19 protein-coding genes are annotated in these 19,892 nt (G+C 69.8%); 11 read left to right on the top strand and 8 right to left on the bottom strand.

What is annotated here, in order from left to right; all coding sequences use genetic code 11:
• Window positions 1-4 precede the first annotated feature (4 nt).
• Both MLGJGCBP_RS35440 and MLGJGCBP_RS35435 read right to left on the bottom strand, forming a co-directional pair.
• Window positions 5-1,120, bottom strand: coding sequence for an MBL fold metallo-hydrolase (locus MLGJGCBP_RS35440; protein WP_442972135.1), 1,116 nt, complete (start codon window positions 1,118-1,120; stop codon window positions 5-7).
• A gap of 44 nt (window positions 1,121-1,164) precedes the next feature.
• Window positions 1,165-1,896 (bottom strand): enoyl-CoA hydratase, encoded by a 732-nt coding sequence (locus tag MLGJGCBP_RS35435; RefSeq protein ID WP_005244016.1) that lies wholly within the window; start codon window positions 1,894-1,896, stop codon window positions 1,165-1,167.
• A gap of 144 nt (window positions 1,897-2,040) precedes the next feature.
• Here MLGJGCBP_RS35435 and MLGJGCBP_RS35430 point away from each other — a divergent pair, with 144 nt between their 5' ends.
• A complete protein-coding gene (locus MLGJGCBP_RS35430) occupies window positions 2,041-3,138 on the top strand; it encodes an NAD(P)-binding domain-containing protein (RefSeq protein WP_160101633.1) in 1,098 nt (365 codons plus the stop codon).
• Here MLGJGCBP_RS35430 and MLGJGCBP_RS35425 read toward each other — a convergent pair.
• A complete protein-coding gene (locus tag MLGJGCBP_RS35425) occupies window positions 3,131-4,231 on the bottom strand; it encodes a lipase family protein (RefSeq protein ID WP_160101631.1) in 1,101 nt (366 codons plus the stop codon). The two genes, MLGJGCBP_RS35430 and MLGJGCBP_RS35425, sit on opposite strands and share 8 nt — an antisense overlap.
• Before the next feature lie 114 nt (window positions 4,232-4,345).
• Between MLGJGCBP_RS35425 and MLGJGCBP_RS35420 the strand changes: the two genes are divergently transcribed.
• Window positions 4,346-5,839, top strand: a complete 1,494-nt coding sequence (locus tag MLGJGCBP_RS35420) for a phospholipase D-like domain-containing protein (protein WP_160101629.1) — start codon at window positions 4,346-4,348, stop codon at window positions 5,837-5,839.
• Here the strand turns inward: MLGJGCBP_RS35420 and MLGJGCBP_RS35415 are convergent.
• Entirely contained in the window at window positions 5,812-6,486 is a 675-nt protein-coding gene (locus tag MLGJGCBP_RS35415) for a hemerythrin domain-containing protein (protein ID WP_160101627.1), read from the bottom strand. The two genes, MLGJGCBP_RS35420 and MLGJGCBP_RS35415, sit on opposite strands and share 28 nt — an antisense overlap.
• 48 nt (window positions 6,487-6,534) lie before the next feature.
• On the opposite strand from MLGJGCBP_RS35415, the gene MLGJGCBP_RS35410 reads away from it, so the two are divergent.
• Window positions 6,535-9,837 carry a BTAD domain-containing putative transcriptional regulator gene (locus tag MLGJGCBP_RS35410; protein ID WP_236581545.1) on the top strand — a complete coding sequence of 1,101 codons (3,303 nt, stop codon included), beginning with the start codon at window positions 6,535-6,537 and terminating at the stop codon, window positions 9,835-9,837.
• A 57-nt stretch (window positions 9,838-9,894) separates the two neighbouring features.
• Entirely contained in the window at window positions 9,895-12,012 is a 2,118-nt protein-coding gene (locus MLGJGCBP_RS35405; RefSeq protein ID WP_160101625.1) for an MMPL family transporter, read from the top strand.
• On the opposite strand, the gene MLGJGCBP_RS35400 is transcribed toward MLGJGCBP_RS35405, so the two are convergent.
• Both MLGJGCBP_RS35400 and MLGJGCBP_RS53340 read right to left on the bottom strand, forming a co-directional pair.
• Complete coding sequence (locus tag MLGJGCBP_RS35400) at window positions 11,972-12,343, bottom strand: hypothetical protein (RefSeq protein WP_087556884.1); 372 nt, start codon at window positions 12,341-12,343, stop codon at window positions 11,972-11,974. The two genes, MLGJGCBP_RS35405 and MLGJGCBP_RS35400, sit on opposite strands and share 41 nt — an antisense overlap.
• A 4-nt stretch (window positions 12,344-12,347) precedes the next feature.
• Window positions 12,348-12,476 carry a hypothetical protein gene (locus tag MLGJGCBP_RS53340; RefSeq protein WP_009478066.1) on the bottom strand — a complete coding sequence of 43 codons (129 nt, stop codon included), beginning with the start codon at window positions 12,474-12,476 and terminating at the stop codon, window positions 12,348-12,350.
• A gap of 151 nt (window positions 12,477-12,627) precedes the next feature.
• Between MLGJGCBP_RS53340 and MLGJGCBP_RS35395 the strand changes: the two genes are divergently transcribed.
• Window positions 12,628-13,068 (top strand): cupin domain-containing protein, encoded by a 441-nt coding sequence (locus MLGJGCBP_RS35395; RefSeq protein WP_160101623.1) that lies wholly within the window; start codon window positions 12,628-12,630, stop codon window positions 13,066-13,068.
• Window positions 13,069-13,126: 58 nt separating this feature from the next.
• Here the strand turns inward: MLGJGCBP_RS35395 and MLGJGCBP_RS35390 are convergent, their stop codons facing one another.
• Window positions 13,127-13,975: an aldo/keto reductase gene (locus MLGJGCBP_RS35390; RefSeq protein WP_160101621.1), complete on the bottom strand. Its 849-nt coding sequence runs from the start codon at window positions 13,973-13,975 to the stop codon at window positions 13,127-13,129.
• A gap of 139 nt (window positions 13,976-14,114) precedes the next feature.
• Here MLGJGCBP_RS35390 and MLGJGCBP_RS35385 point away from each other — a divergent pair, with 139 nt between their 5' ends.
• Window positions 14,115-14,708 carry a class I SAM-dependent methyltransferase gene (locus MLGJGCBP_RS35385; RefSeq protein WP_087556886.1) on the top strand — a complete coding sequence of 198 codons (594 nt, stop codon included), beginning with the start codon at window positions 14,115-14,117 and terminating at the stop codon, window positions 14,706-14,708.
• Window positions 14,709-14,776: 68 nt separating this feature from the next.
• A complete protein-coding gene (locus tag MLGJGCBP_RS35380; RefSeq protein WP_160101619.1) occupies window positions 14,777-16,417 on the top strand; it encodes an ABC-F family ATP-binding cassette domain-containing protein in 1,641 nt (546 codons plus the stop codon).
• On the opposite strand, the gene fdxA is transcribed toward MLGJGCBP_RS35380, so the two are convergent.
• The gene (fdxA, locus tag MLGJGCBP_RS35375; RefSeq protein WP_005244047.1) at window positions 16,418-16,744 is read right to left on the bottom strand and encodes a ferredoxin; all 327 of its coding nucleotides are present in this window, start codon (window positions 16,742-16,744) and stop codon (window positions 16,418-16,420) included.
• Window positions 16,745-16,889: 145 nt separating this feature from the next.
• Here fdxA and MLGJGCBP_RS35370 point away from each other — a divergent pair, with 145 nt between their 5' ends.
• The 4 genes from MLGJGCBP_RS35370 to MLGJGCBP_RS35355 are packed head-to-tail and all read left to right on the top strand — an operon-like array spanning window position 16,890 to window position 19,858.
• Window positions 16,890-17,195 carry a helix-turn-helix transcriptional regulator gene (locus tag MLGJGCBP_RS35370; protein ID WP_160101617.1) on the top strand — a complete coding sequence of 102 codons (306 nt, stop codon included), beginning with the start codon at window positions 16,890-16,892 and terminating at the stop codon, window positions 17,193-17,195.
• Window positions 17,188-17,742 carry a hypothetical protein gene (locus MLGJGCBP_RS35365; protein ID WP_160101615.1) on the top strand — a complete coding sequence of 185 codons (555 nt, stop codon included), beginning with the start codon at window positions 17,188-17,190 and terminating at the stop codon, window positions 17,740-17,742. Before MLGJGCBP_RS35370 ends, MLGJGCBP_RS35365 begins: the two co-directional genes overlap by 8 nt.
• Window positions 17,743-17,771: 29 nt before the next feature.
• Window positions 17,772-18,668 carry an ABC transporter ATP-binding protein gene (locus MLGJGCBP_RS35360; protein ID WP_087556890.1) on the top strand — a complete coding sequence of 299 codons (897 nt, stop codon included), beginning with the start codon at window positions 17,772-17,774 and terminating at the stop codon, window positions 18,666-18,668.
• Complete coding sequence (locus MLGJGCBP_RS35355) at window positions 18,665-19,858, top strand: ABC transporter permease (protein WP_160101613.1); 1,194 nt, start codon at window positions 18,665-18,667, stop codon at window positions 19,856-19,858. Before MLGJGCBP_RS35360 ends, MLGJGCBP_RS35355 begins: the two co-directional genes overlap by 4 nt.
• Window positions 19,859-19,892 lie beyond the last annotated feature (34 nt).

The raw sequence follows: 19,892 nt of genomic DNA, 5'->3' as shown, positions 1-19,892 counted from the left end.
GGGTTCAGCCGAGTGCGGTCCACCACGGGGTCTGGGCGGCCGGTTTCAGTGCGTCGACGCGCTGTCCGGGCATCGGCACGGCCACCGGGGTGCCCGCCTCCTGCGCGGCCGCGAGCAGCCGGACGATCGGCTCGGACCAACTGTGGAACGCGAGGTTGAACGTGGCCCAGTGCACGGGCACCAGCAGTCCGCGGGTCGCGTCGCCGGCGTTGAGGTCGGCGTGGGTCTGCACCGCCTCCTCGGGATTCATGTGGATGTCCGCCCACCGAGTGTCGTAGGCGCCGACGGGCAGCAGCGTGAGGTCGAACGGTCCGTAGCGGCGGCCCAGGTCGGCGAACCGCGTCGTGTATCCGCTGTCGCCGCCGAAGAACACCTTCCGGCTCGGGCCTGCGAGCACCCACGACGCCCACTGGGTGGTGTTGCGCACCAGGCCCCGGCCGGAGAAGTGCCGGGCCTCGGTGCACGTGAGGGTGAGTTCGCCGAGCGTCGTCGACTCGTCCCAGTCGAGTTCCACGATCCGCTCCTCCGGCACCCGCCAGTGACGCAGGTGCGCACCGAGCCCGACCGGCACGACGAACGGCGCCTTCTGGGTGGCGGCGAGTTGCTGCACGGTGGCCATGTCGAGATGGTCGTAGTGGTCGTGCGAGATGACGATGGCGTCGAGGACGGGCAGGTCGGAAAGCGGCACCGGGGTCGGGTGCATGCGGGACGGACCGATGAAGGCGGAAGGCGACACCCGGCGGCTCCACACCGGGTCGGCCAGCACCCGGTAGCCGTCGACCTCGACGAGCACACTCGAATGGCCGTACCAGGTGACCGCGACGTCGGCGGCCTCGACGGGCGCGAGGGGCGTCGCCAGCGGGATCGGCCTACGTGGGCGTCCCGCCTTGCCCCGCGTGATCAGCGCCTTGAGGATCCCGGTCTCCGAACTGGACAGCATCATGTTGCTCGGATCGGTGTTGTGGAACTGACGGTTGCGGTACCGCGGCGACGTCGCGGCGTACGGGCGCACCTTGGCCCGCGACGCACCCATCTGGGACGGAAGCCCCCACGCGGCGCGGGTCAGCCACCCGAGGGCGGCGGTGGCCAGAACAGTCGTCACGGCGTTCTTCGCTTTCACCCCGACAACTGTAACCACGCGTGCGGGAAAGGTGCGCCCGACGGCTACTGACCGCGGAACACCGGGGGACGCTTCTCGGCGCGGGCGGCCCGCGCCTCCTGCGCGTCGTAGCTCTTCCACGCCGCGTGCAACGCCGCGAGCTGCTCGGGCGGCGGCGGGCTCTGGGTGCCGTCGTCGTTGAGCACCATCTTGAGGTGTTGCAGCGACAGCGGCGCCAGGCGCGCGATCGAGTGCGCCCACTGCTGCGCGACGGCGAGGTCGCCGCGCTTGTTGGCGAGGCCGTGCGCCAGCGCCTCGTCGGCCCCGACCTCTTCCGCGCCGAGCAGGATCGTTCGTGCCGGTCCGCCGCCGATCAGGGCGGCCAGCCGGTGCACGGTCCACCGGTCCACGGAGATCCCGAGCTTGGCGGCGGGGATGGCGAAGCGGGCCTCGGGCGCGACGACGCGCAGGTCCGCGGCGAGCGCCAGCTGGCTGCCCGCGCCGATCGCGGGACCGTTGATCGCGGCGATGACGGGGACGGGGACCGAGTCGATGGTGTGCAGCATCTCGAGCAGGGTGTCGGTGAACCCGTCGGCGTACACGTCGCCCGACAGGTCGGCGCCCGCGCAGAACGCGCTGCCCTGCCCTGTGAGGACGATCACCCGCGCGCCGTCGGTGACGGACTTCTCCGTCTCCTCGCGCAGCAGTTCGCAGATCTCGGTGTTCAACGCATTGCGACGGTCGGGTCGTTGCAGTTCGAGGGTGAAGACGTCGCCGTCACGACTCGTCCCGATCATGTCCACTCGCTTTCTTCGTGATTGCTGTCCACTGACGAATTCTCCCCTGCCCACCCGACTGGACGTCTGTCACCCAACCACAGCGGGATCGGCCGGAACACACGAGGCTCTGCGGTAGTTGTGAGGGTGGAGGTGAGGACCGACATGAACAGTGAAGTGGACGTCGCCGTGATCGGCGCGGGGCAGGCGGGACTGTCAGCTGCCTACTATCTGCGCAGGTTCGGGGTGGAACCGGAGTCCGGTTTCGTGGTGCTCGATCACGCACCGGGACCCGGTGGTGCGTGGCAGTTCCGGTGGCCGTCCCTGACGCTGAGCACCGTCAACGGTGTCCACGACCTTCCCGGGCTCGGCTTCGCCGCGACGGTCGGATTGGACCCGGACGACCCCGAAGCCGCGCTGGTGCACGCGTCGAGCGCGGTTCCCCAGTACTTCGCGACGTACGAGAAACAGTTCGAGTTGCCGGTGCACCGCCCCGTGCACACCCGGGTGGTGTGCGCCCGCGACGAGCGTCTGCGCATCGAGACCGACAGCGGAGTGGTGTCGGCCCGCGGTCTGATCAACGCGACGGGAACGTGGGAACGCCCCTTCATTCCCCGCTACCCCGGCGCGGAGGCGTTCACCGGCCGCCAGGTGCACACCAAGGACTACTCCTCGGCGCAGGACTTCGCGGGACAGCACGTCCTCGTCGTCGGCGGCGGCATCTCGGCGGTGCAGTTGCTCGACGAGATCTCCCGGGTCACGACCACCACGTGGGTGACGCGCCGCCCGCCGGAATTCCGGGACGAGCCGTTCACACCCGAGATCGGCCGCGCCGCCGTCGCACTGGTCGAGGACCGGGTTCGCCGCGGGCTGCCGCCGGGCTCGGTGGTGTCGGTGACGGGACTGCCCGTGACGCCCGCGATCCGCGCCGCCCGCGAACGCGGCGTGCTGGCGCGGCACCCGATGTTCGACGAGATCACCGCGGACGGTGTCCGCTGGGCCGACGGGCACGAGGCGAAGGTCGATGTGATCCTGTGGTGCACGGGTTTTCGCAGTTCACTCGATCACCTCGCACCGCTGCGGCTCCGCGGACCGGGCGGCGGCATCACGATGACGGGACGCCTCGCCACCCAGGTGGCGTCGGATCCGCGGATCCATCTCGTCGGCTACGGACCATCATCGTCGACGATCGGCGCCAACCGGGCCGGGCAGGCCGCGGCCCGCGAACTCACCCGCCACCTCGGGCTGCCCGCCCCTACCTGATCAGCGAGGCGATGAACGAGGCCTGGTCGGGGCCGGCCTGGTACATGCTCCCGAAGTGGCCACCCGAATACACCCGGTAGTCGAGATCCGTTCCGGCCCTGCGCATCTCGGAGACGAGCTTCTCCGTGAGCGGCAGCGGCACCGACGCGTCGGTGACGCCCTGCACGAGCAGCAGCGGTCGGTCGTAGCCCGCGACCGGGACCTCGAGGTATTCGCGCAACGCGTCCTGCAGCGCGGGCACGTCGAGTGCCCGCGACAGCATCTGCGCCACCGACACGGTGCCGGTCATGGCCGCGAACTGCCGGAACGGCACTTCGGGGGCCGCGTCGACGAACTGCTTCCCGACCGGGGTCAGGTAGCTGTCGACGTCCAGTTCCGGGTACGCGTCGCGGACTCCCGCGATCAGGTACGACATGTACACGGTGAGGCCGGCGAGGCCCTGCGGCGGAAACGAGGGGCCGCTCCAGTTCGACACCATCTCGATGTTCGACGGCACCCCGTTGGCGACGGCCCCGCGGTAGTCGAGTTCCGGCGCGTACGACGTGGCGACGTGTGCGGCGAACACCGCGGCCTGACCGCCCTGGGACAGTCCGACGGCCATCCACGTGGAGGAGAGGTCGGCGTCGATCTCCCTGGCGGCGCGCACGGAGTCGACGACGCTGCGGCCTGCGACCTTCCCGTCGAGGTAGGGCGGCACCCCGGGGGTGCCCAGGCCCACGTAGTCGGTGGCGGCCACGGCGTAGCCGAGTTGCAGCCAGCTGCTCACGTAGTCCGAGGATTGCGGGTCGACGCCCGTCACGGACGGTGCGTCGGCGTCGGAGTCCCCCACCGTTCCGTGCGCCCACGCGATGACGGGCCATCCCCCGGCGGGCGGCGTCCCGGGAGGCACGAACACCATCCCGGTGCATGGGGCGATGCCGTGCCGGTCGGTGGTGAGGTATGTCATCCGGTACGCACTTCCGGTCCCACGGAGCCAGAGTTCGGCCGGCAACTCGGACGAGGCGACGACGGCGCCGGCGGTCGATCCGGCCCGCAGCGGATCCGCACCGACAGTTGGTGCCCACAGCACGCTGACCAGTGCGAGCAACGCCACGATGCGCCACCATCTCCGCACCTCTCAACGGTAGCTGCGCGGGGGTGGCGCAGTACTGTAAATCGTCCACTCGCGGGGAAGTGGGACACACGAGACCGGGAGAGCAGAAGAGACATGAGTGACGACGGCCCGATCCTGACTCCGGGCGACACTTGCTGGCAGGTTGCCCACGCCGATCGTCTCGCGTGCATCGTCGACGCGGCGGACTACTTCCGCCACGCCAAGTCCGCGATGCTGCAGGCGCGCAGGCGCATCATCCTCATCGGCTGGGACTTCGACACGAGGATCCAGTTCGAACCGGACGAGAAGACGCTCGACGGGCCCAATCAGCTCGGCCGGTTCCTGGCCTGGCTGACCCGCGAACGTCCGGATCTCGAGATCTACCTGCTCAAATGGAACATCGGGGCGTTCACCGCGATCGGACGCGGGATGACCCCGATCTTCGTGGTCAACTGGGTGACGGACCGCCGCCTGCACTTCGAACTCGACGCCGCCCACCCGATCGGCTCGGCGCACCACCAGAAGATCGTCGTCATCGACGACGCGCTCGCGTTCTGCGGCGGCATCGACATGACCGTCGACCGGTGGGACACCCCCGAACATCGGGACCGCAACCATTACCGGACGCAGCCGAACGGCAAGCGGTACGGGCCGTGGCACGACGCGACGACCGCCGTCGACGGGGACGCGGCGAAGGCCATCGGCGAACTGGCCCGCGCCCGGTGGAAGGCGGCCACCGGGCAGGATCTGGGGCCGGTCGACGAGATCGCGGGACGGACGCCGTGGCCGGAGGGCCTGGAGCCGGCGATGCGGGCCGTCGACGTGGGCGTCGCACGCACGCTGCCCGAGCTCGACGACCGGGACGAGGTCCGGGAGATCGAGGCCCTGTACCTGGCCGCGATCGCCGGCGCCGAACGGTCGCTGTACATCGAGAGTCAGTACCTGGCGTCGCGCACCCTCGCCGAGGCGATCGCCGCACGACTCCGCGAACCGGACGGGCCGGAGATCGTGCTGGTGCTGCCGCGCAACGCCGACGGCTGGCTCGAGCAGAAGGCGATGGACGGCGCCCGCCGCCGGTTACTGCACCTGCTCTGGCGGGCCGACACCGGGAACCGGCTGGGCGTCTACTACCCCGTCACGGCGGGCGGTGAGCCGATCTACGTCCACGCCAAGGTGCTGGTGATGGACGACCGTCTCCTGCGGGTGGGTTCGTCGAACCTGAACAACCGGTCGATGGGGTTCGACTCCGAATGCGATCTGGCGGTCGAGGTCACCGCGGACACGGCGAACGGTGACGAACTGCGGGAGACCATCCTCGGCATTCGCCGTCAGCTCGTCTGCGAGCACCTGGGTGTCCCGGCCCGGTTGTTCGACGACACGCTGTCCGAGACGTCGTCGCTCCTGGGCACCGTCGAGGCGCTGCGCGGCGGTGGCCGGACATTGGAGAAGTTCGAGCCGGACACGGTCGAGGACGAAGACAGCCCGCTCGCCGAGAACGAACTGATGGATCCCGAACGCACACCGCCGAACTTCTGGGAGCGGACCAGCCGAGGCCGGTTGCGGCGCAGGGTGATCCGACGTCAGAAGGCGGCCGGTTCGGTACGGTAGATGCGCCGGTAGTCCTTGCGGAACGCCCGCCGCCCCAGTATCGACCAGGCCACCCTGGCCGCGAAGGGCATCTCCGACAGGAACATTCGGCGCTCCTCGGGGGTCGCCCCCTGGAGGATGTAGCCGAGGAACACCAGCAGCCGGTCCTTGGGGATCGACGCGCGGCCACGGTCACCCATCTCCTGCCACTCGGCGAGTGTCATGAACTGCTCCGCCATCGGGAGGATGTGCCGCTCCTCCTCACCGAGGTGCTCCCCCAGCGCCGTGGACAGCGCGGTCAGCGTCTTCGCCAGCGGTTCGCCGTCCGCCGCGCCCGCCGCGAACGCGGCGCCCTGCGACTGCGCCAGCGACAGCAGCTCGGAGATGCGCTCGTGCTGCTCCTCCATCCGCAGCACCAGCGCCGCGTCGGTGGGCGCGCGGTCGAGTAGCTTCGGCCACAGCAGGTCGTCCTCACTCGAATGATGGTGGTGGAGGGCGGTGGCGAGTTCCTCGAAGAACGCGACCACCTCCCCGGCCCGGGCGGTGTCGCCGGCGGGAACTCCGCGGACGAGTGCGGGCAGCGCGGCGAACTGGCGGCGGAAGCAGTTGTGGACCACCACCATCTCGCGGGTGTCGGGGCGGGTCGGGTGAGCAGTCGGAGTTGTCATGCGATCAAGGGTCGGTTCGGCGTCTTGGAGAGCACTTGGAGGCCACTAGTGCCTACGCTTGGCACGATGGTGCGGATTCGAGTACTCGGGACGCTCGAGGCGGAGGACGAATCGGGGGCGGTGGACCTCGGCGGCCCCCGCCAGCGGGCCGTGCTCGCCCTGCTGCTCGTCGCGCGCGGCGAGGTGGTTCCGGTGGATCGGCTCGTCGACGACCTCTGGCATGGCACTCCCCCGGCGCGGGCCGTCGGTGCACTTCAGGCATACATTTCCAATCTGCGGCGGGCACTCGAGCCGCGCCGTGCGCCACGGGCGGACTCCACTGTCCTGGTGAGCCGCGCCCCCGGTTACGCGCTCACCCTCCCACCGTCCGCTGTCGATGCGTGGGAATTCGAGGCTCTGGTCCGCTCGGCCGCGGGCACGGGGCGGGCCGACCTGGAGCGGGCGCTGGGCCTGTGGCGGGGGCCTGCGTTCGCCGAGGTGGCCGGTGAGCACTGGGCACTCGCCGAGATCGCCCGGCTCGAGGAACTCCGGGTGGTAGCGCGCGAAGGGGCGGTGGCCGCCGCCGTCGCGTCCGGCGACGCCGCGGGCGCGGTACTCGACGCGCAGTCCCTCACCCGGGACCATCCGCTCCGGGAAGAGGGGTGGCGGTTGCTCGCCCTGGCGTTGCACCGCAGCGGGCGACAGGCCGACGCCCTCGCCGCATTGCGGGAGGCTCGTGCCCGGCTGGCGGACGAACTCGGCCTCGACCCCGGTCCCGGTCTGACCGAACTCGAACACGGGATCCTCACGGGCACCGTCCCGTCCGCACCCGTCGCCGCCCCCGCCCCGGTGCCCGTCGACACCGCCCCGGCCCCCTGGTTCCTCGGCCGCTCCGCGGAATTGGCGACCCTGACCGAGCTGATGAGCGATCCCGGCACCCCGGTGGTCCTCCTGGGCGGCGACGCCGGATCGGGGAAGTCGTCCCTGCTGCGCCGGTTCCGTCGAACCCTGCACGCCGCGGGGTGGCAGGTGGCGGTGGGCCGCTGCCCCGAGGTGGACGGCGCCCCTCCCGCCTGGGCGTGGGTGGAGATCCTGCGGGCGCTGCGCGAGACCGTCGACCCCGGCGCCGAGGCGGACGCGCTGGCACCCCTGCTCGCCGACGACCGTTCGCACGCGGCGCGGCCGGACGACCCGAGCGGACGGTTCCTGCTGCACCGTGCGGTCGCCGACTACCTCGGGACCGTCCGCGATCACGGCCCGCTCGCCGTCGTCCTCGACGACGTCCACCGCGCCGACGAGGACACCCTGTCGATCCTCGTGCGGCTCGCCCAGCAGCGGTCGCCGATCCTGCTGATCCTCGCGTTCCGCCCGGACGAGGTCGACGCGAACCTGGAGAACTGTTTCGCCGATCTCGCGTCGCTGCAACCGACGCGCATCCGCCTCGGCGGACTCGGACCCGAGGACTCGGCGGAGCTGATCCGGCACGTGTCGGGCCGCGACCCCGACCCCGGCATCCTCCGCGCGCTTGCCGACCGGACCGGTGGAAATCCGTTCTACCTGCAGGAGAGTGCCCGGCTCCTGGACAGTGAGGGCGAATTGGTGGCCACGTCGGAAGTGCCCGAGGGGGTCCGGGACGTTCTCCGCAGGCGGATCGCCCGCCTCCCCGAACTGACCGTGTCCGTCCTGCGACTGGCCGCGGTCGTGGGTCGCGAATCCGACATCGACGTCCTCACCAGGGCCGCCGAAGTTGACGAGGACGCCGTGTTCGACGCACTCGAATCGGGGGTGATCGCCGGACTGCTCGGCGAGCCGCGCTCCGGGACCGTCCGCTTCACGCACGCCCTCGTCCGCGACACCCTCTATTCCGACCTCACCCGGCTGCGCAGGAGCCGCTGGCACGCCCGGGTCGGGTCGGCGCTCGAGGCGTTGCGGCCGCACGACGTCGCGGCGCTCGCGCACCATTTCACCGAGGCGCTGTCCGCCGCGACCGCACGGCAGGCCCTCGACCACAACGTCGCGGCCGCGGCGCAGGCGGCCGACCGCTACGCCCACGACGCGGAGATCGGCTTCCTGGACGACGCCCTCCGCGCGGCCGACCGGTTGCCGCCGGACGACGCGGCGTCCGTGGACGAGCGCGTCGACATCCTCACCGAGCTGAGCCGCACCCAACTCGCCGCGGGCATCGGACTGGACGGGGCCCGTTCGCGGAAGCGGGCCCTCGCGCTCGCCCGGGACGCGGGCCGCACCGATCTGGCGATCCGGGTGCTCGCGTTCGTCGACACCCCGACACCGTGGATCAACCGGCGCTACGGCGAAGTCGACACGGCCGTCGTGGACCTGATCGAGGCGCTGCTGCGGGACGAGGAACCGGAGCCGGCGGTGCGGTGCCGGCTGCTGGTCACGCTCGTCCACGAGATCGGGGCAGAGGATCACGAGCGCACCGGGTCCGCGGTCCGGGAGGCCGAGGTCCTCGCCCGCGGCCTGGACGATCCGGTGCTTCTCGGGCTGGTGCTCTGCGCCGTCCACGCGGGAACCGGCTCGCCGACCAGCACACTCGGCGACCACGTCATCGGCGACGAACTGCTCCGGATCGGCGACCGGACGCAGCTACCGGTGTTCACCATGCTCGGCCATCACCTGCTGGCCGAGATCGCGTCCGGCAACGGCGACATCCCGGCGATCGAACATCACATGGGCCTGCAGTCGGAACTGGCGGACCGGTACCGGTTCCAGCAGGCGCAGGCAACCGGGCAGATGAACCGTGCGATGGTCGCGCACCTCACCGGCGACCTGGCCTCGGCGGAACGCCACTACGAGCGCGGCCACGAGTTGATGGTCCGGGCCGGCCTCGACGCGGACAGCGTCTTCGCCCTCGCGGTGTTCACGCTGCGGCTCACCGAGGGCCGGGCCGGCGAATTCGAGGCCGTCATCGCGACGGTCGACAGTGCCGCCACGGACGTGCTCGCCGATCTGCACGCCCTCGCCCTTCTCGGCAACGGCAAACCGGAGCAGGCGCGTCAGGTCCGGCGTCACCTCCGCCCCGTCCGCCGCGACTTCTTCCATTCCCTCATGATGTCGCTGCGCGGCCTCGTCGTCGCCGGGCTGGGCGAGCGGGACGAGGCGGCGTCCGTGCGCGCGGAACTGAGCCCGTACAGCGGGCAGATCGGGGGCGGCGACACGGCGGCGTTCGCGGTCGGGCCCGTCGACACCATCCTCGGCGACCTCGAGATGCTGCTCGGCAGGCCCGAGGCGGCGCGCACGCACTACGCCGCGGCGCTCGCACTGGCCGAACGCTGCGGCTGCCCGGCCTGGATCGACGCCGCCCGCACCCGGGTGACCACCCACCCAAGCGAGTTCCAAGTGGGTCACTAGCGGACGGGCGCACAGTCGGAGGCGACAGAACCATCCGGCTTTCCTGGAGGCTCCCCCATGAGTTCCCTGCTCGCCCGCCTCGGCGCGGCCGCCGCGACCCGTCCCTGGCGGGTGATCGCCGCGTGGCTGACGCTGCTCGTCCTGGTGTTCGCCGCCGCATCCGCGTTCGGCGGCACCAACCACGACGACTACAACGTGCCCGGTCTGCCGTCGCAGCAGGGGACGAATCTGCTGAGCGAACGATTCCCGGAGATGTCGGGGGCGGACGCCCGGGTGGTCGTTCACTCCGACACGGGCCCGCTCGCCCCCGGCATCCTCATCGATCTCGGCACCAGGCTGGCGGACGTGAACGGCGTGAGTGCCGTATCGCCACCCCGCCTGTCCCAGGACTCCGACACGGCGGTGATCAGCCTCAACTACCGCATCCCGGTCACCGACTTCCAGGGCAGCGAGGGCGTCGACGCCCTCGAGTCCGCGGTCGCCGGCACCTGGGCGCAGGGGATGCAGGTGGAACTGGGCGGGCAGGTGCCCGAGAACATCTCCAAGCCGTCGGGCACCGCCGAGGCGGTGGGAATGATCCTGGCGCTGATCATCCTGGTGTTCGCGTTCGGTTCCGTGGTCGCCGCGGGACTGCCCCTGGCCGTGGCACTCGTCGGCGTGGGCATCGGGTCCGGCCTCATCACGATCATGGCCGGGTTCACCGGTATCAGCACCATCGCACCGACCATCGCGACGATGGTCGGCATCGGCGTCGGGATCGACTACGCACTGCTGCTCGTCACCCGGTACACCGAGGGCCTGCGGTCCGGGATGCCGGTCCGGGACGCCGTCGCGGCCGCCAACTCCACAGCCGGGACGTCGGTGATCTTCGCCGGGACCACCGTCCTCGTCTCGCTGTTCGGGTTGCGGCTGTCGGGACTGCCGATGTACGCGTCGTTCGGCTACGCCACGTTCGCGATGGTCGGCATCGTCATGCTCACCTCCGTCACGCTGGTGCCCGCACTGTGCGGGCTGGCGGGCACGCGGGTGCTCGGCAAACGGTCCCGTGCCCGGGCCGAACGTCGGACGACGTCGCCGCTGACCGAACGGTGGGCGATCCGGGTGAGCCGCCGCCCATGGCTGTGGGCGCTGACGGCGCTCGGCGTGCTGCTGCTCCTGGCCGCGCCGGTGCTGGGCATGCGGACGTGGCCGCAGGACGCGGGCAGCGCACCGGCCGCCAACACGATCCGTCAGGCCTACGACCTGATCGACTCCGAATTCGGGCCCGGCGCCAACGGACCACTGATGGTGGCGGTCGACCTGAACGAGGTTCCGGCAGCCGAGCTTCCGTCGATCGCACGTGACCTCGCGGCCGAACCCGGGGTGGCGTCCGTGACGCCCGTCCTGACGAACACCGATTCGACGGCCGCGCTGATCTCGGTGCAGCCGACCACCGGACCCAGCGATCCCCGCAGCACCGAACTGCTCGAACGGATCCGGTCCGACGCCGCCGACGGCGTCCACGTCACCGGACTCACCGCCGTGTTCGCCGACATCTCGGCCCGTCTCGCCGAACGGCTGTGGCTGGTGATCGCGTTCGTCGTCGCGCTGTCGGTGGTGCTGCTCACGTTCGTGTTCCGCGCGCCGGTGGTCGCGGTGAAGGCGGCCGCCATGAACCTGCTGTCGGTGGCCGCGGCCTACGGCGTCATGGTGATGGTGTTCCAATGGGGCTGGGGTGCAGAGCTACTCGGCCTCCCCCATGCGCTTCCGGTGTCGAGTTGGGTGCCGATCCTCATGTTCACCATCCTGTTCGGACTGTCGATGGACTACGAGGTGTTCCTGCTCTCCCGGGTCCGCGAACGCTGGCTCGCCACGGGCGACTCGCACCGGAGCGTCGTCGAGGGACTGGCGTCGACGGGCCGGGTGATCACGAGTGCGGCGGCGATCATGGTCGCGGTGTTCGCCGGGTTCGCGCTCGACGGCGACGTCACCGTGAAGATGATGGGCGTCGGCCTCGCGTCCGCGGTCCTCATCGACGCGACGATCGTGCGGATGGTGCTGGTGCCCGCGACGATGTACCTGCTGGGCGACGCCAACTGGTGGCGGCCGGGCGGACGTCGCGACGCGGCAGCCGGCGGGGACGGGGGCGGGGCTGCTACGCCCGCAGGCGCTCCACTTCCGCTTCGAGCGCGATGACCCGCCGATACAGGGCCTGGATGCTCGCCATGCACACCCCGTTCGCGTCCACCATGGCGATGCGACGGTCGTTCGAACCGAGCCCGAAGGCGGTGGCGAAATCCTGCGCCATCGGGCCCAGGTGCCGCACCGACTCGTGATCGAAACCGTAGGTCCAGACGCTGACCGGCATCTCGGCGAGGCGGTCGAGCACCTCGCTCGCACTGGCGGGCGGCGCCTGGACGGCCACCCCGCGTTTGCGGGTCAGCAGCGAATGAAACCACGCCAGCGGGTGGCGGGTACGGGCCGCTGTTCGCGCCCGCACCCGCCCCCGACGGGTGTCGACCCACACGGAGTCAGTCCGGGAGTTCGCCGACATCGTGCTTGATCGTCGCGTCGCTGAGAAGCAGGCCGACCCCGAGGGCCATGACGCCGATCCCGAGTCCGATTGCGGCTCCGCCCAATCCGAGCATGATTCCGAGCATGTTGTCTCCTGTCGTCGATGGTGTACGGGATGTCGTGCCCCCGCTTTCTGAACACCTACGACTCTCGCCGCTCCGGGCCTTCGAGATAAGACACCTCAGGGGTGGTGCAACCACACCCCCGGACGCGGCGCCGGGCGGCACAATGGCGGCCATGACGGAATTACCGGAGTGGGCCCGCACCCTCGATCTCGCCCCGCACCCCGAAGGCGGCTGGTACCGCGAGACGTGGCGCAGTGACGTCACGATCCCGGAGGAGAGCCTGCCGGACGACTATCCGGGGCCGCGGTCGGCGGGCACCGCGATCCTGTTCCTGCTGATGCCCGGACAGCAGTCGGCGTGGCACAGCGTGCGCAGCGCCGAGATCTGGCTGTACCACCGGGGCAGCCCCCTGCTGCTCGAACTCGGCGGCGACGGAAGCGAACCCGCTTCCCCCGACGCGCTGATCCTCGGCGCGGACGTCGCGGCGGGCCAGCAACCGCAACTGCTCGTCCCGCCGCGGCACTGGCAGCGCGCGAAGCCCGAGGGCGACGAACCGACCCTCGTCAGTTGCGTCGTCACCCCGGGCTTCGACTTCGCGGACTTCCAGCTGTAGGCGCTTCGCGCTCGTGCGCCTTTCTGGTAGCTGGAGCAACCAGAAAGGCGCACGGGTGCTACGCGCCGAACGTGTACGGGTCGGGTCCGAGGCGGCCGTCGGCCCGGGTCAACGAACCGATCGTGTTGATCTCGTCGGGGGTCAGTTCGAAGTCGAAGACGTCGAAGTTGGCGACGATACGCTCCGGCGTCACCGACTTGGGGATGACGACGTTCCCGATCTGCAGGTGCCAGCGGATGATCACCTGTGCGGTCGTCTTACCGTGCGCGGCAGCGATCTTCGCGATGGACTCGTCGTCGAGGACGGTGCCCTGCCCCAGCGGGCTCCATGCCTCGGTCGCGATGCCCTTGCCGGTGTGGAAGGCACGCAGGTCGGCCTGGTTGAACCGCGGGTGCAGTTCCACCTGGTTGAGCGCGGGCACCTCGCCCGTCTCGGCGATCAGACGGTCGAGGGTCTCCGGGGTGAAATTGGAGACACCGATCGACCGCGCACGCCCGTCGGCCTTGATCTTCTGGAAGGCCTTGAACGTGTCCACGTAACGGTCCGCGGACGGCACCGGCCAGTGGATGAGGTACAGGTCGACGTAGTCGAGACCGAGCCGGCTCAGGCTGTCGTCGAACGCGCGGAGCGTGGAGTCGTAACCCTGGTCGCTGTTCCACAGCTTGGTGGTGACGAACAACTCGTCACGGGCGACGCCGGAGTCCGCGAGCGCGCGGCCCACTCCGGTCTCGTTCTCGTAGACCTTGGCGGTGTCGATGCTGCGGTACCCGGCCTTCAGGGCCTCGGCGACCGCGGCGTAGCTCTCGTCGTCCGGCACCTGCCACACGCCGAAGCCGAGGGCAGGAATGCTGTTCCCGTCGTTGAGCGTGACCGTAGGTACAGGACTCTGTGCAGTGTTGAAACCCATGGGACTGTCCAACCGGGCACCCGGACCCAATGTTCCCGCCCGTCTCAGAATGTGGACTTTCGCGTGTCGTTTCGGTATCACCGGGTAATCCGACGGCATCGGCGTTCAGGTGGTGACGCGCCCGGTGAAAGGGGCGGACATGGGCCTCGGGTACACATTGGCCTATCGGTTCAAGATCACGCCCTGGGTGAAGGCGGGCCGGGTCTTCGGGAACCAGATCGAGACATTGATCGATCCCTTCGACGCACCACCGGGCGAGGTCCTCGACATCGGATGCGGCACCGGCGACCACGCCATCGAACTGGCCCGGCGGGGCTGGCAGGTGACGGGGATCGACACCGTCCAGCTGGCCCTCGACAAGGCGCGGTCCAAGGCCCGGAAGGCGGGCGTCGACGTGCGGTTCATGCACGCGGACGCCACCGACCTCGAGCACGCCGTCGGTCGCGGGTACCACCTGATCCTGGACGTGGGGTGCTACCACGGGCTCAGCGACCACGCCCGGGTCGCGTACGCCGAGAACGTCACGACCGTGGCCGAACCGCACGCCACGCTGCTGATGTTCGCGTTCGGGCCGGGACATCGCGGCCCGCTGCCGCGGGGTGTGTCCCGCTCCGACGTGGAGCGCACGTTCGAGAAGTGGAAACTCGTGTCGGACGTCGACGCCGACACGACCGGTATGCCGGGACCGCTCAAGAAGGCCGACCCCCGCTGGTTCCGGCTCGTCAAGCGCTGACGCGCCCGTGAGTACTTGTTAACCGCCCGCGGTTAACAAGTACTCACGGGTCCTGGGACAATCGTCAGGTGACTGCAACACTGCGCATCAGCGGACTGTCGGCTTTGCGCGGTGAGCGCACCCTGTTCTCCGACCTCGACCTGACCGTCGCCCCCGGCGACGTGACCGGACTGGTGGGGGCGAACGGTGCAGGCAAGTCGACGCTGCTGACCACCCTCGCGGGGATCGGGTCCGCGGACGTCGAGGGCAGCATCGTGCTCAGCCCGCCCGACGCCGCCGTCGGCTACCTCGCTCAGGAACCGGACCGGATCGCCGGCGAGACCGTGCTCGATTTCCTGGGCCGCAGGACGGGCGTCACCGAGGCCGAGCACACCATGAACGCGGCCGCCGAAACGCTCGGCGAGTCGGACGAGGACCTCTACTCCCCCGCGCTGGAACGCTGGCTGGCGCTGGGCGGCGCCGACCTCGCCGAGCGCGCGGAGAAGGTCGTGTGCGAACTCGGGCTGGGGGTGCCGCTCGACGCACACATGACGTCGCTGTCCGGTGGGCAGGCGGCGCGGGCCGGGTTGGCGTCGCTGCTGCTGTCCCGGTACGACGTGCTGCTGCTCGACGAGCCGACCAACGACCTCGACCTGGTGGGGCTCGAGCAGCTCGAGCGCTTCGTCGGCGAGAGTCGCGCGGCGATGGTGGTGGTGAGTCACGATCGAGAATTCCTGGCGCGCACCGTGACCGGCATCGTGGAACTCGACCTCGCGCAGCAGCAGATCGCGGTCTACGACGGCAGCTACGACTCGTATCTCGCCGAACGGGAGATCGCACGCAGGCATGCCCGGGAGGCGTACGAGGAGTACGCCGGAACCCGGTCGGATCTCGAGGACCGCGCGCAGATGCAGCGGAACTGGATGGAGCACGGCGTCCGCAACGCCCGCCGCAAGGCGAAGGACAACGACAAGATCGGCAAGGGGCTGCGCACCGAGTCCACCGAGAAGCAGGCCGCGAAGGCCCGGCAGACGCAACGCCGGATCGAGCGGCTGGAGGTGGTCGAGGAGCCGCGCAAGGAGTGGGAACTGCGGATGGAGATCGCCGCCGCCCCCCGCAGCGGATCGGTGGTGGCGACGGCGAACGGTGCCACCGTCGCGTGGGGTGGGGACCGCGAGTTCACGTTCGGCCCGGTCACCACTCAGGTGGACTGGGGTGATCGGATCATCGTCACCGGCGCCAACGGCTCCGGGAAGACGACCCTGCTGAAGGTGCTCCTCGGCAAGATCGCCCTGGACGCGGGCACCGCCTCACTCGGTTCGGGTGTGGCGATCGGCGAGATCGATCAGGCCCGCGGCCTGTTCGAGGGTGCCGAGAAGGTGTCCGACGCGTTCGCGGCGCAGGTCCCGGACTGGCCGGACGCCGACGTGCGGACGCTGCTCGCGAAGTTCGGGCTCAAGGGACAACACGTGCTGCGGCCCGCGGCGTCGCTGTCGCCCGGCGAACGCACCCGCGCCGCCCTCGCCCTGCTGCAGGCGCGGGGCGTGAACCTGCTGGTGCTCGACGAGCCCACCAACCACCTGGACCTTCCGGCGATCGAACAGCTCGAGCAGGCGATGGAGAACTTCGACGGCACGCTGCTGCTCGTCACCCACGACCGGCGGATGCTGGATTCGACGCGCAGCACCCGCCGCTGGCGGATGGACGGCGGCAGGCTGTCCGAGGAGTAGTCAGTCGCCCTCGGCCATGGGCGGCAGCGCCTTGACGAACGGCGGGTCGTAGTCGACCTTCCCGAGCTTCGCGGCGCCACCGGGGGATCCCAGGTCGTCGAAGAAGTCGGCGTTCGCCTTGGTGTACTCGACCCACTGGTCCGGGACGTCGTCCTCGTAGAAGATCGCCTCGACGGGGCAGACGGGCTCACAGGCACCGCAGTCGACGCATTCGTCGGGGTGGATGTAGAGCATCCGACCGCCTTCGTAGATGCAGTCGACGGGACATTCTTCGATGCATGCCTTGTCCAGAACGTCGACACAGGGCTCCGCGATGGTGTACGTCACGTCTGTAATCCTGTCCTTTCTTGGCGTCCTGCGCGAATCGCCTCCACTCTGCCACTCAATTCCCCACGGTCAACCTGTCATTTCGGCGCCCACATACCGTTGCCCATGGTTGACAAACTGTTGGGTTTTCACAACACTTTGTTGCATGAGTCCAGTGCGGCGCGGGGACTCCCTGCCCATCTACAACCGCATCGGCGTGCTGCGTGCCGAACGCGGGATGAGCCGGGCTCAGCTGGCGGGACTGATCGACGTCAATCCCCAGACCGTCGGTGCGCTCGAACGGGGCGACCACTACCCCAGCCTCGACCTGGCGTTCCGGATCTCGTGGGTGTTCGAACTCCCGGTGGAAGCCATATTCTCCCGCACCGAGTTCGGGCCCCTGTCCACCGAGCTGTACCGCACCGGCCGACCGCCGTCCACGACAGGAAGCGGGGAGAGTTCCCATGCCTGAGACCAATCTGATCGAGAGGTACCAGGGGTTCCGGACGCGCAGATTCCTCCAGAACGAGAGTCGTTACCGCACGTGGCTACCGAGGTGGCGGACGCGCAGCCGCCGACGAATCCTGGTGGTCGCCCTCGCGGTGACGTTCGTGTTCATGACCGCCGTCGGGATCGTGTGTCATGTCGACATGACCGTCGGACCCCTGCTCTGGCTGCCCGCGTGCCTGTTGTTCTTCCCGCTGTGGACGATGCTGCAGATCGTGTCCGGGCGACAGGGGGACGCGCCGCGCGACGCTCTCGACGAGTGGGAGATCCAGCAACGCAACAGTGCCCGCTCGATCGGACTCACGGTCACTCAGCTACTGACGCTCCTCCCGGCGATGTACCTGATCTTCGTCGGCGCGCTGGAGGCCGATCACAGCAACGTGCCGTACGCCGCCGGACTGCTCGTCGTCACCGCGCTGATGGTCGGGGGTTGCACGCCGGCCATGATCCTCGGCTGGACCCGACCCGACCCCGAACCCGACGACCTGGCCTCGGACGACCTGGCCTCGTAGGAACATCCGCCTCCAGATGGGAAGGACCCATGTCTCAGACCCTCACGATCGACGGCATCTCCAAGCGGTACGGTGACGTCGTCGCACTCGACGACCTGTCCTTCGAGGTCCGCCCCGGTGAGATCTTCGGTTTCGTCGGCAGCAACGGCGCGGGCAAGACCACCACGATGCGCATCGCGCTGGGCGTCCTGTCCGCCGATTCCGGCGAGGTCCGGCTGGGCGGCAACCCGGTGGACCTAGACGTGCGGCGCACCATCGGCTACATGCCGGAGGAACGCGGGCTGTACCCGAAGATGAAGGTGGGCAAGCAACTCGCCTACCTCGCCGAACTTCACGGCCTTCCCCGCTCCGCGGCGCGGGACGCCGTCGCACGCTGGACCGAACGTCTCGGCATCGCGGACCGTGTCGGCGACACCGTCGACGCACTCTCGCTCGGCAATCAGCAACGCGTCCAACTGGCCGCCGCGCTGGTCCACGATCCCGCGGTGCTGGTTCTCGACGAACCCTTCTCCGGGCTCGACCCCGTCGCGGTGGACGTCATGAGCGACGTACTGGTGGAGAAGGCGAACACCGGAGTGCCGGTGATCTTCTCGAGCCATCAACTCGAACTCGTCCAGCGCCTGTGCCACCGCGTCGGGATCATCAGCCACGGCCGGATGCGTGCGGTCGGCACCGTCGACGAACTGCGCGGCGGCGGCAACGCCCAACTGGAAGTCCACGCACCGGAGGCGCCGGTCGGCTGGGCCCATCACCTGGCCGGAGTCACCACGATCAGTCACCTCGACGGCCGCACCCTGCTGTCGCTCGACGCCCACGTGGACGACCAGCTGGTGCTGCACACGGCCCTGAAAACCGGACCGGTGCACGAGTTCTCGCTGCACAGGCCCACCCTGACCGATCTGTTCCGAGAGGTGGTCACCGCATGAGTGCCCCGCTGAGCCCCGCCCGCGCGATCGGCCTCGTCGCCCGCCGCGAATTCCTGACCCAGGTGGCGAAGAAGAGCTTCGTCATCAGCAACGTGATCATCCTGCTGGCTATCGTGGGTGGCATCGTCGCGTACTCGCTGTTCTCGGGCGGCGACGAAGACCGCGCCACCATCGGACTCGTCGGCGACCAGTCGCTCGCGCCGGTTCTCGTGGCCACCGGTGACGCGACCGGAACCCCGGTCGACGTCGTCCCGGCCGCCGACGAACAGGCCGCGCGGGACCAGGTGGACAGCGGCGACCTCGACGTCGCGCTGATTCCCGGCACCGGCGGATCGGTGACGGCCGTCACCGAATCCGAGCTGGGTTCCGGGCTTCGCACCGTGATCGATGCGGCCGTCATGCAGCAGGCCCAGGCCGGCGCCCTCGCCGCGCAGGGTGTGGACCCCGCGGAACTCGCCGCCGCGACCGGCCGGGCGGTCGTCACCGTCGACGCGCTCGACCCGCCCGACCCGGAAAAGGGCCAGCGCGTGGCCCTCTCCGTCGCCGTGGTCGTCCTGCTGTACATGCAGATCATGATGTTCGGCATGTACGTGGCGATGGGTGTGGTCGAGGAGAAGTCGAGCCGCGTCGTGGAACTGCTCCTGTCGACGCTGCGACCGCTGCAACTGCTCTGGGGCAAGGTGATCGGCATCGGCGCGGTCGGACTCGTCCAGCTGACCGCCTACGGTGTGGCCGGGGTCGCGACCGGACTCGCGACCGGCGTGCTCACCGTGACCGGGACGGCGATCGGGGTGCTGGCCGGGACGCTCGGCTGGTTCGTGCTCGGATTCGCGTTCTTCGCCGTCCTGTACGCCGCGGCCGGGTCGATGGTGTCGCGGCAGGAGGATGTCAACGCCACCGCGTCGCCGCTGATGGTCCTGATCGTCATCATGTTCTTCAGCGCCTTCTCCTCGGTGAGCAACCCGGACGGCACCCTGAGCAACGTCCTCAGCTGGATTCCGCCGTTCTCGGCGATCCTGATGCCGCTGCGCATCGCCGCCGGGGTGGCGTCCCCGGTCCAGGTCGTCGTCACCATCGCCCTGATGCTCGCGGTGACCGCCGCACTCAGCGTGCTGGCCGCGAGGATCTACCAGCGCTCCATCCTGCGGATCGGCAAGGTCGTGTCCTGGAAGGAGGCGCTCGGGAGGTAACGAATCCCCGGCGCCCGCCGAAGTTCCCCGGGTA

This window comes from Rhodococcus sp. T7 (genome assembly GCF_009872365.1).
GTDB lineage: Bacteria > Actinomycetota > Actinomycetes > Mycobacteriales > Mycobacteriaceae > Rhodococcus_F.
Note: the sequence above shows the minus strand (reverse complement) of the source record. Positions and strands in the feature narration are given on the sequence as shown.

What these genes read in the sequence shown, in the direction of transcription:
- MLGJGCBP_RS35435 (WP_005244016.1), bottom strand. Translation starts at nt 1,896, where the DNA reads ATGATCGGGACGAGTCGTGACGGCGACGTCTTCACCCTCGAACTGCAA.
- MLGJGCBP_RS35430 (WP_160101633.1), top strand. Translation starts at nt 2,041, where the DNA reads ATGAACAGTGAAGTGGACGTCGCCGTGATCGGCGCGGGGCAGGCGGGA.
- MLGJGCBP_RS35420 (WP_160101629.1), top strand. Translation starts at nt 4,346, where the DNA reads ATGAGTGACGACGGCCCGATCCTGACTCCGGGCGACACTTGCTGGCAG.
- MLGJGCBP_RS35415 (WP_160101627.1), bottom strand. Translation starts at nt 6,486, where the DNA reads ATGACAACTCCGACTGCTCACCCGACCCGCCCCGACACCCGCGAGATG.
- MLGJGCBP_RS35405 (WP_160101625.1), top strand. Translation starts at nt 9,895, where the DNA reads ATGAGTTCCCTGCTCGCCCGCCTCGGCGCGGCCGCCGCGACCCGTCCC.
- MLGJGCBP_RS53340 (WP_009478066.1), bottom strand. Translation starts at nt 12,476, where the DNA reads ATGCTCGGAATCATGCTCGGATTGGGCGGAGCCGCAATCGGACTCGGG.
- MLGJGCBP_RS35395 (WP_160101623.1), top strand. Translation starts at nt 12,628, where the DNA reads ATGACGGAATTACCGGAGTGGGCCCGCACCCTCGATCTCGCCCCGCAC.
- MLGJGCBP_RS35390 (WP_160101621.1), bottom strand. Translation starts at nt 13,975, where the DNA reads ATGGGTTTCAACACTGCACAGAGTCCTGTACCTACGGTCACGCTCAAC.
- MLGJGCBP_RS35385 (WP_087556886.1), top strand. Translation starts at nt 14,115, where the DNA reads ATGGGCCTCGGGTACACATTGGCCTATCGGTTCAAGATCACGCCCTGG.
- MLGJGCBP_RS35370 (WP_160101617.1), top strand. Translation starts at nt 16,890, where the DNA reads ATGAGTCCAGTGCGGCGCGGGGACTCCCTGCCCATCTACAACCGCATC.
- MLGJGCBP_RS35365 (WP_160101615.1), top strand. Translation starts at nt 17,188, where the DNA reads ATGCCTGAGACCAATCTGATCGAGAGGTACCAGGGGTTCCGGACGCGC.
- MLGJGCBP_RS35360 (WP_087556890.1), top strand. Translation starts at nt 17,772, where the DNA reads ATGTCTCAGACCCTCACGATCGACGGCATCTCCAAGCGGTACGGTGAC.
- MLGJGCBP_RS35355 (WP_160101613.1), top strand. Translation starts at nt 18,665, where the DNA reads ATGAGTGCCCCGCTGAGCCCCGCCCGCGCGATCGGCCTCGTCGCCCGC.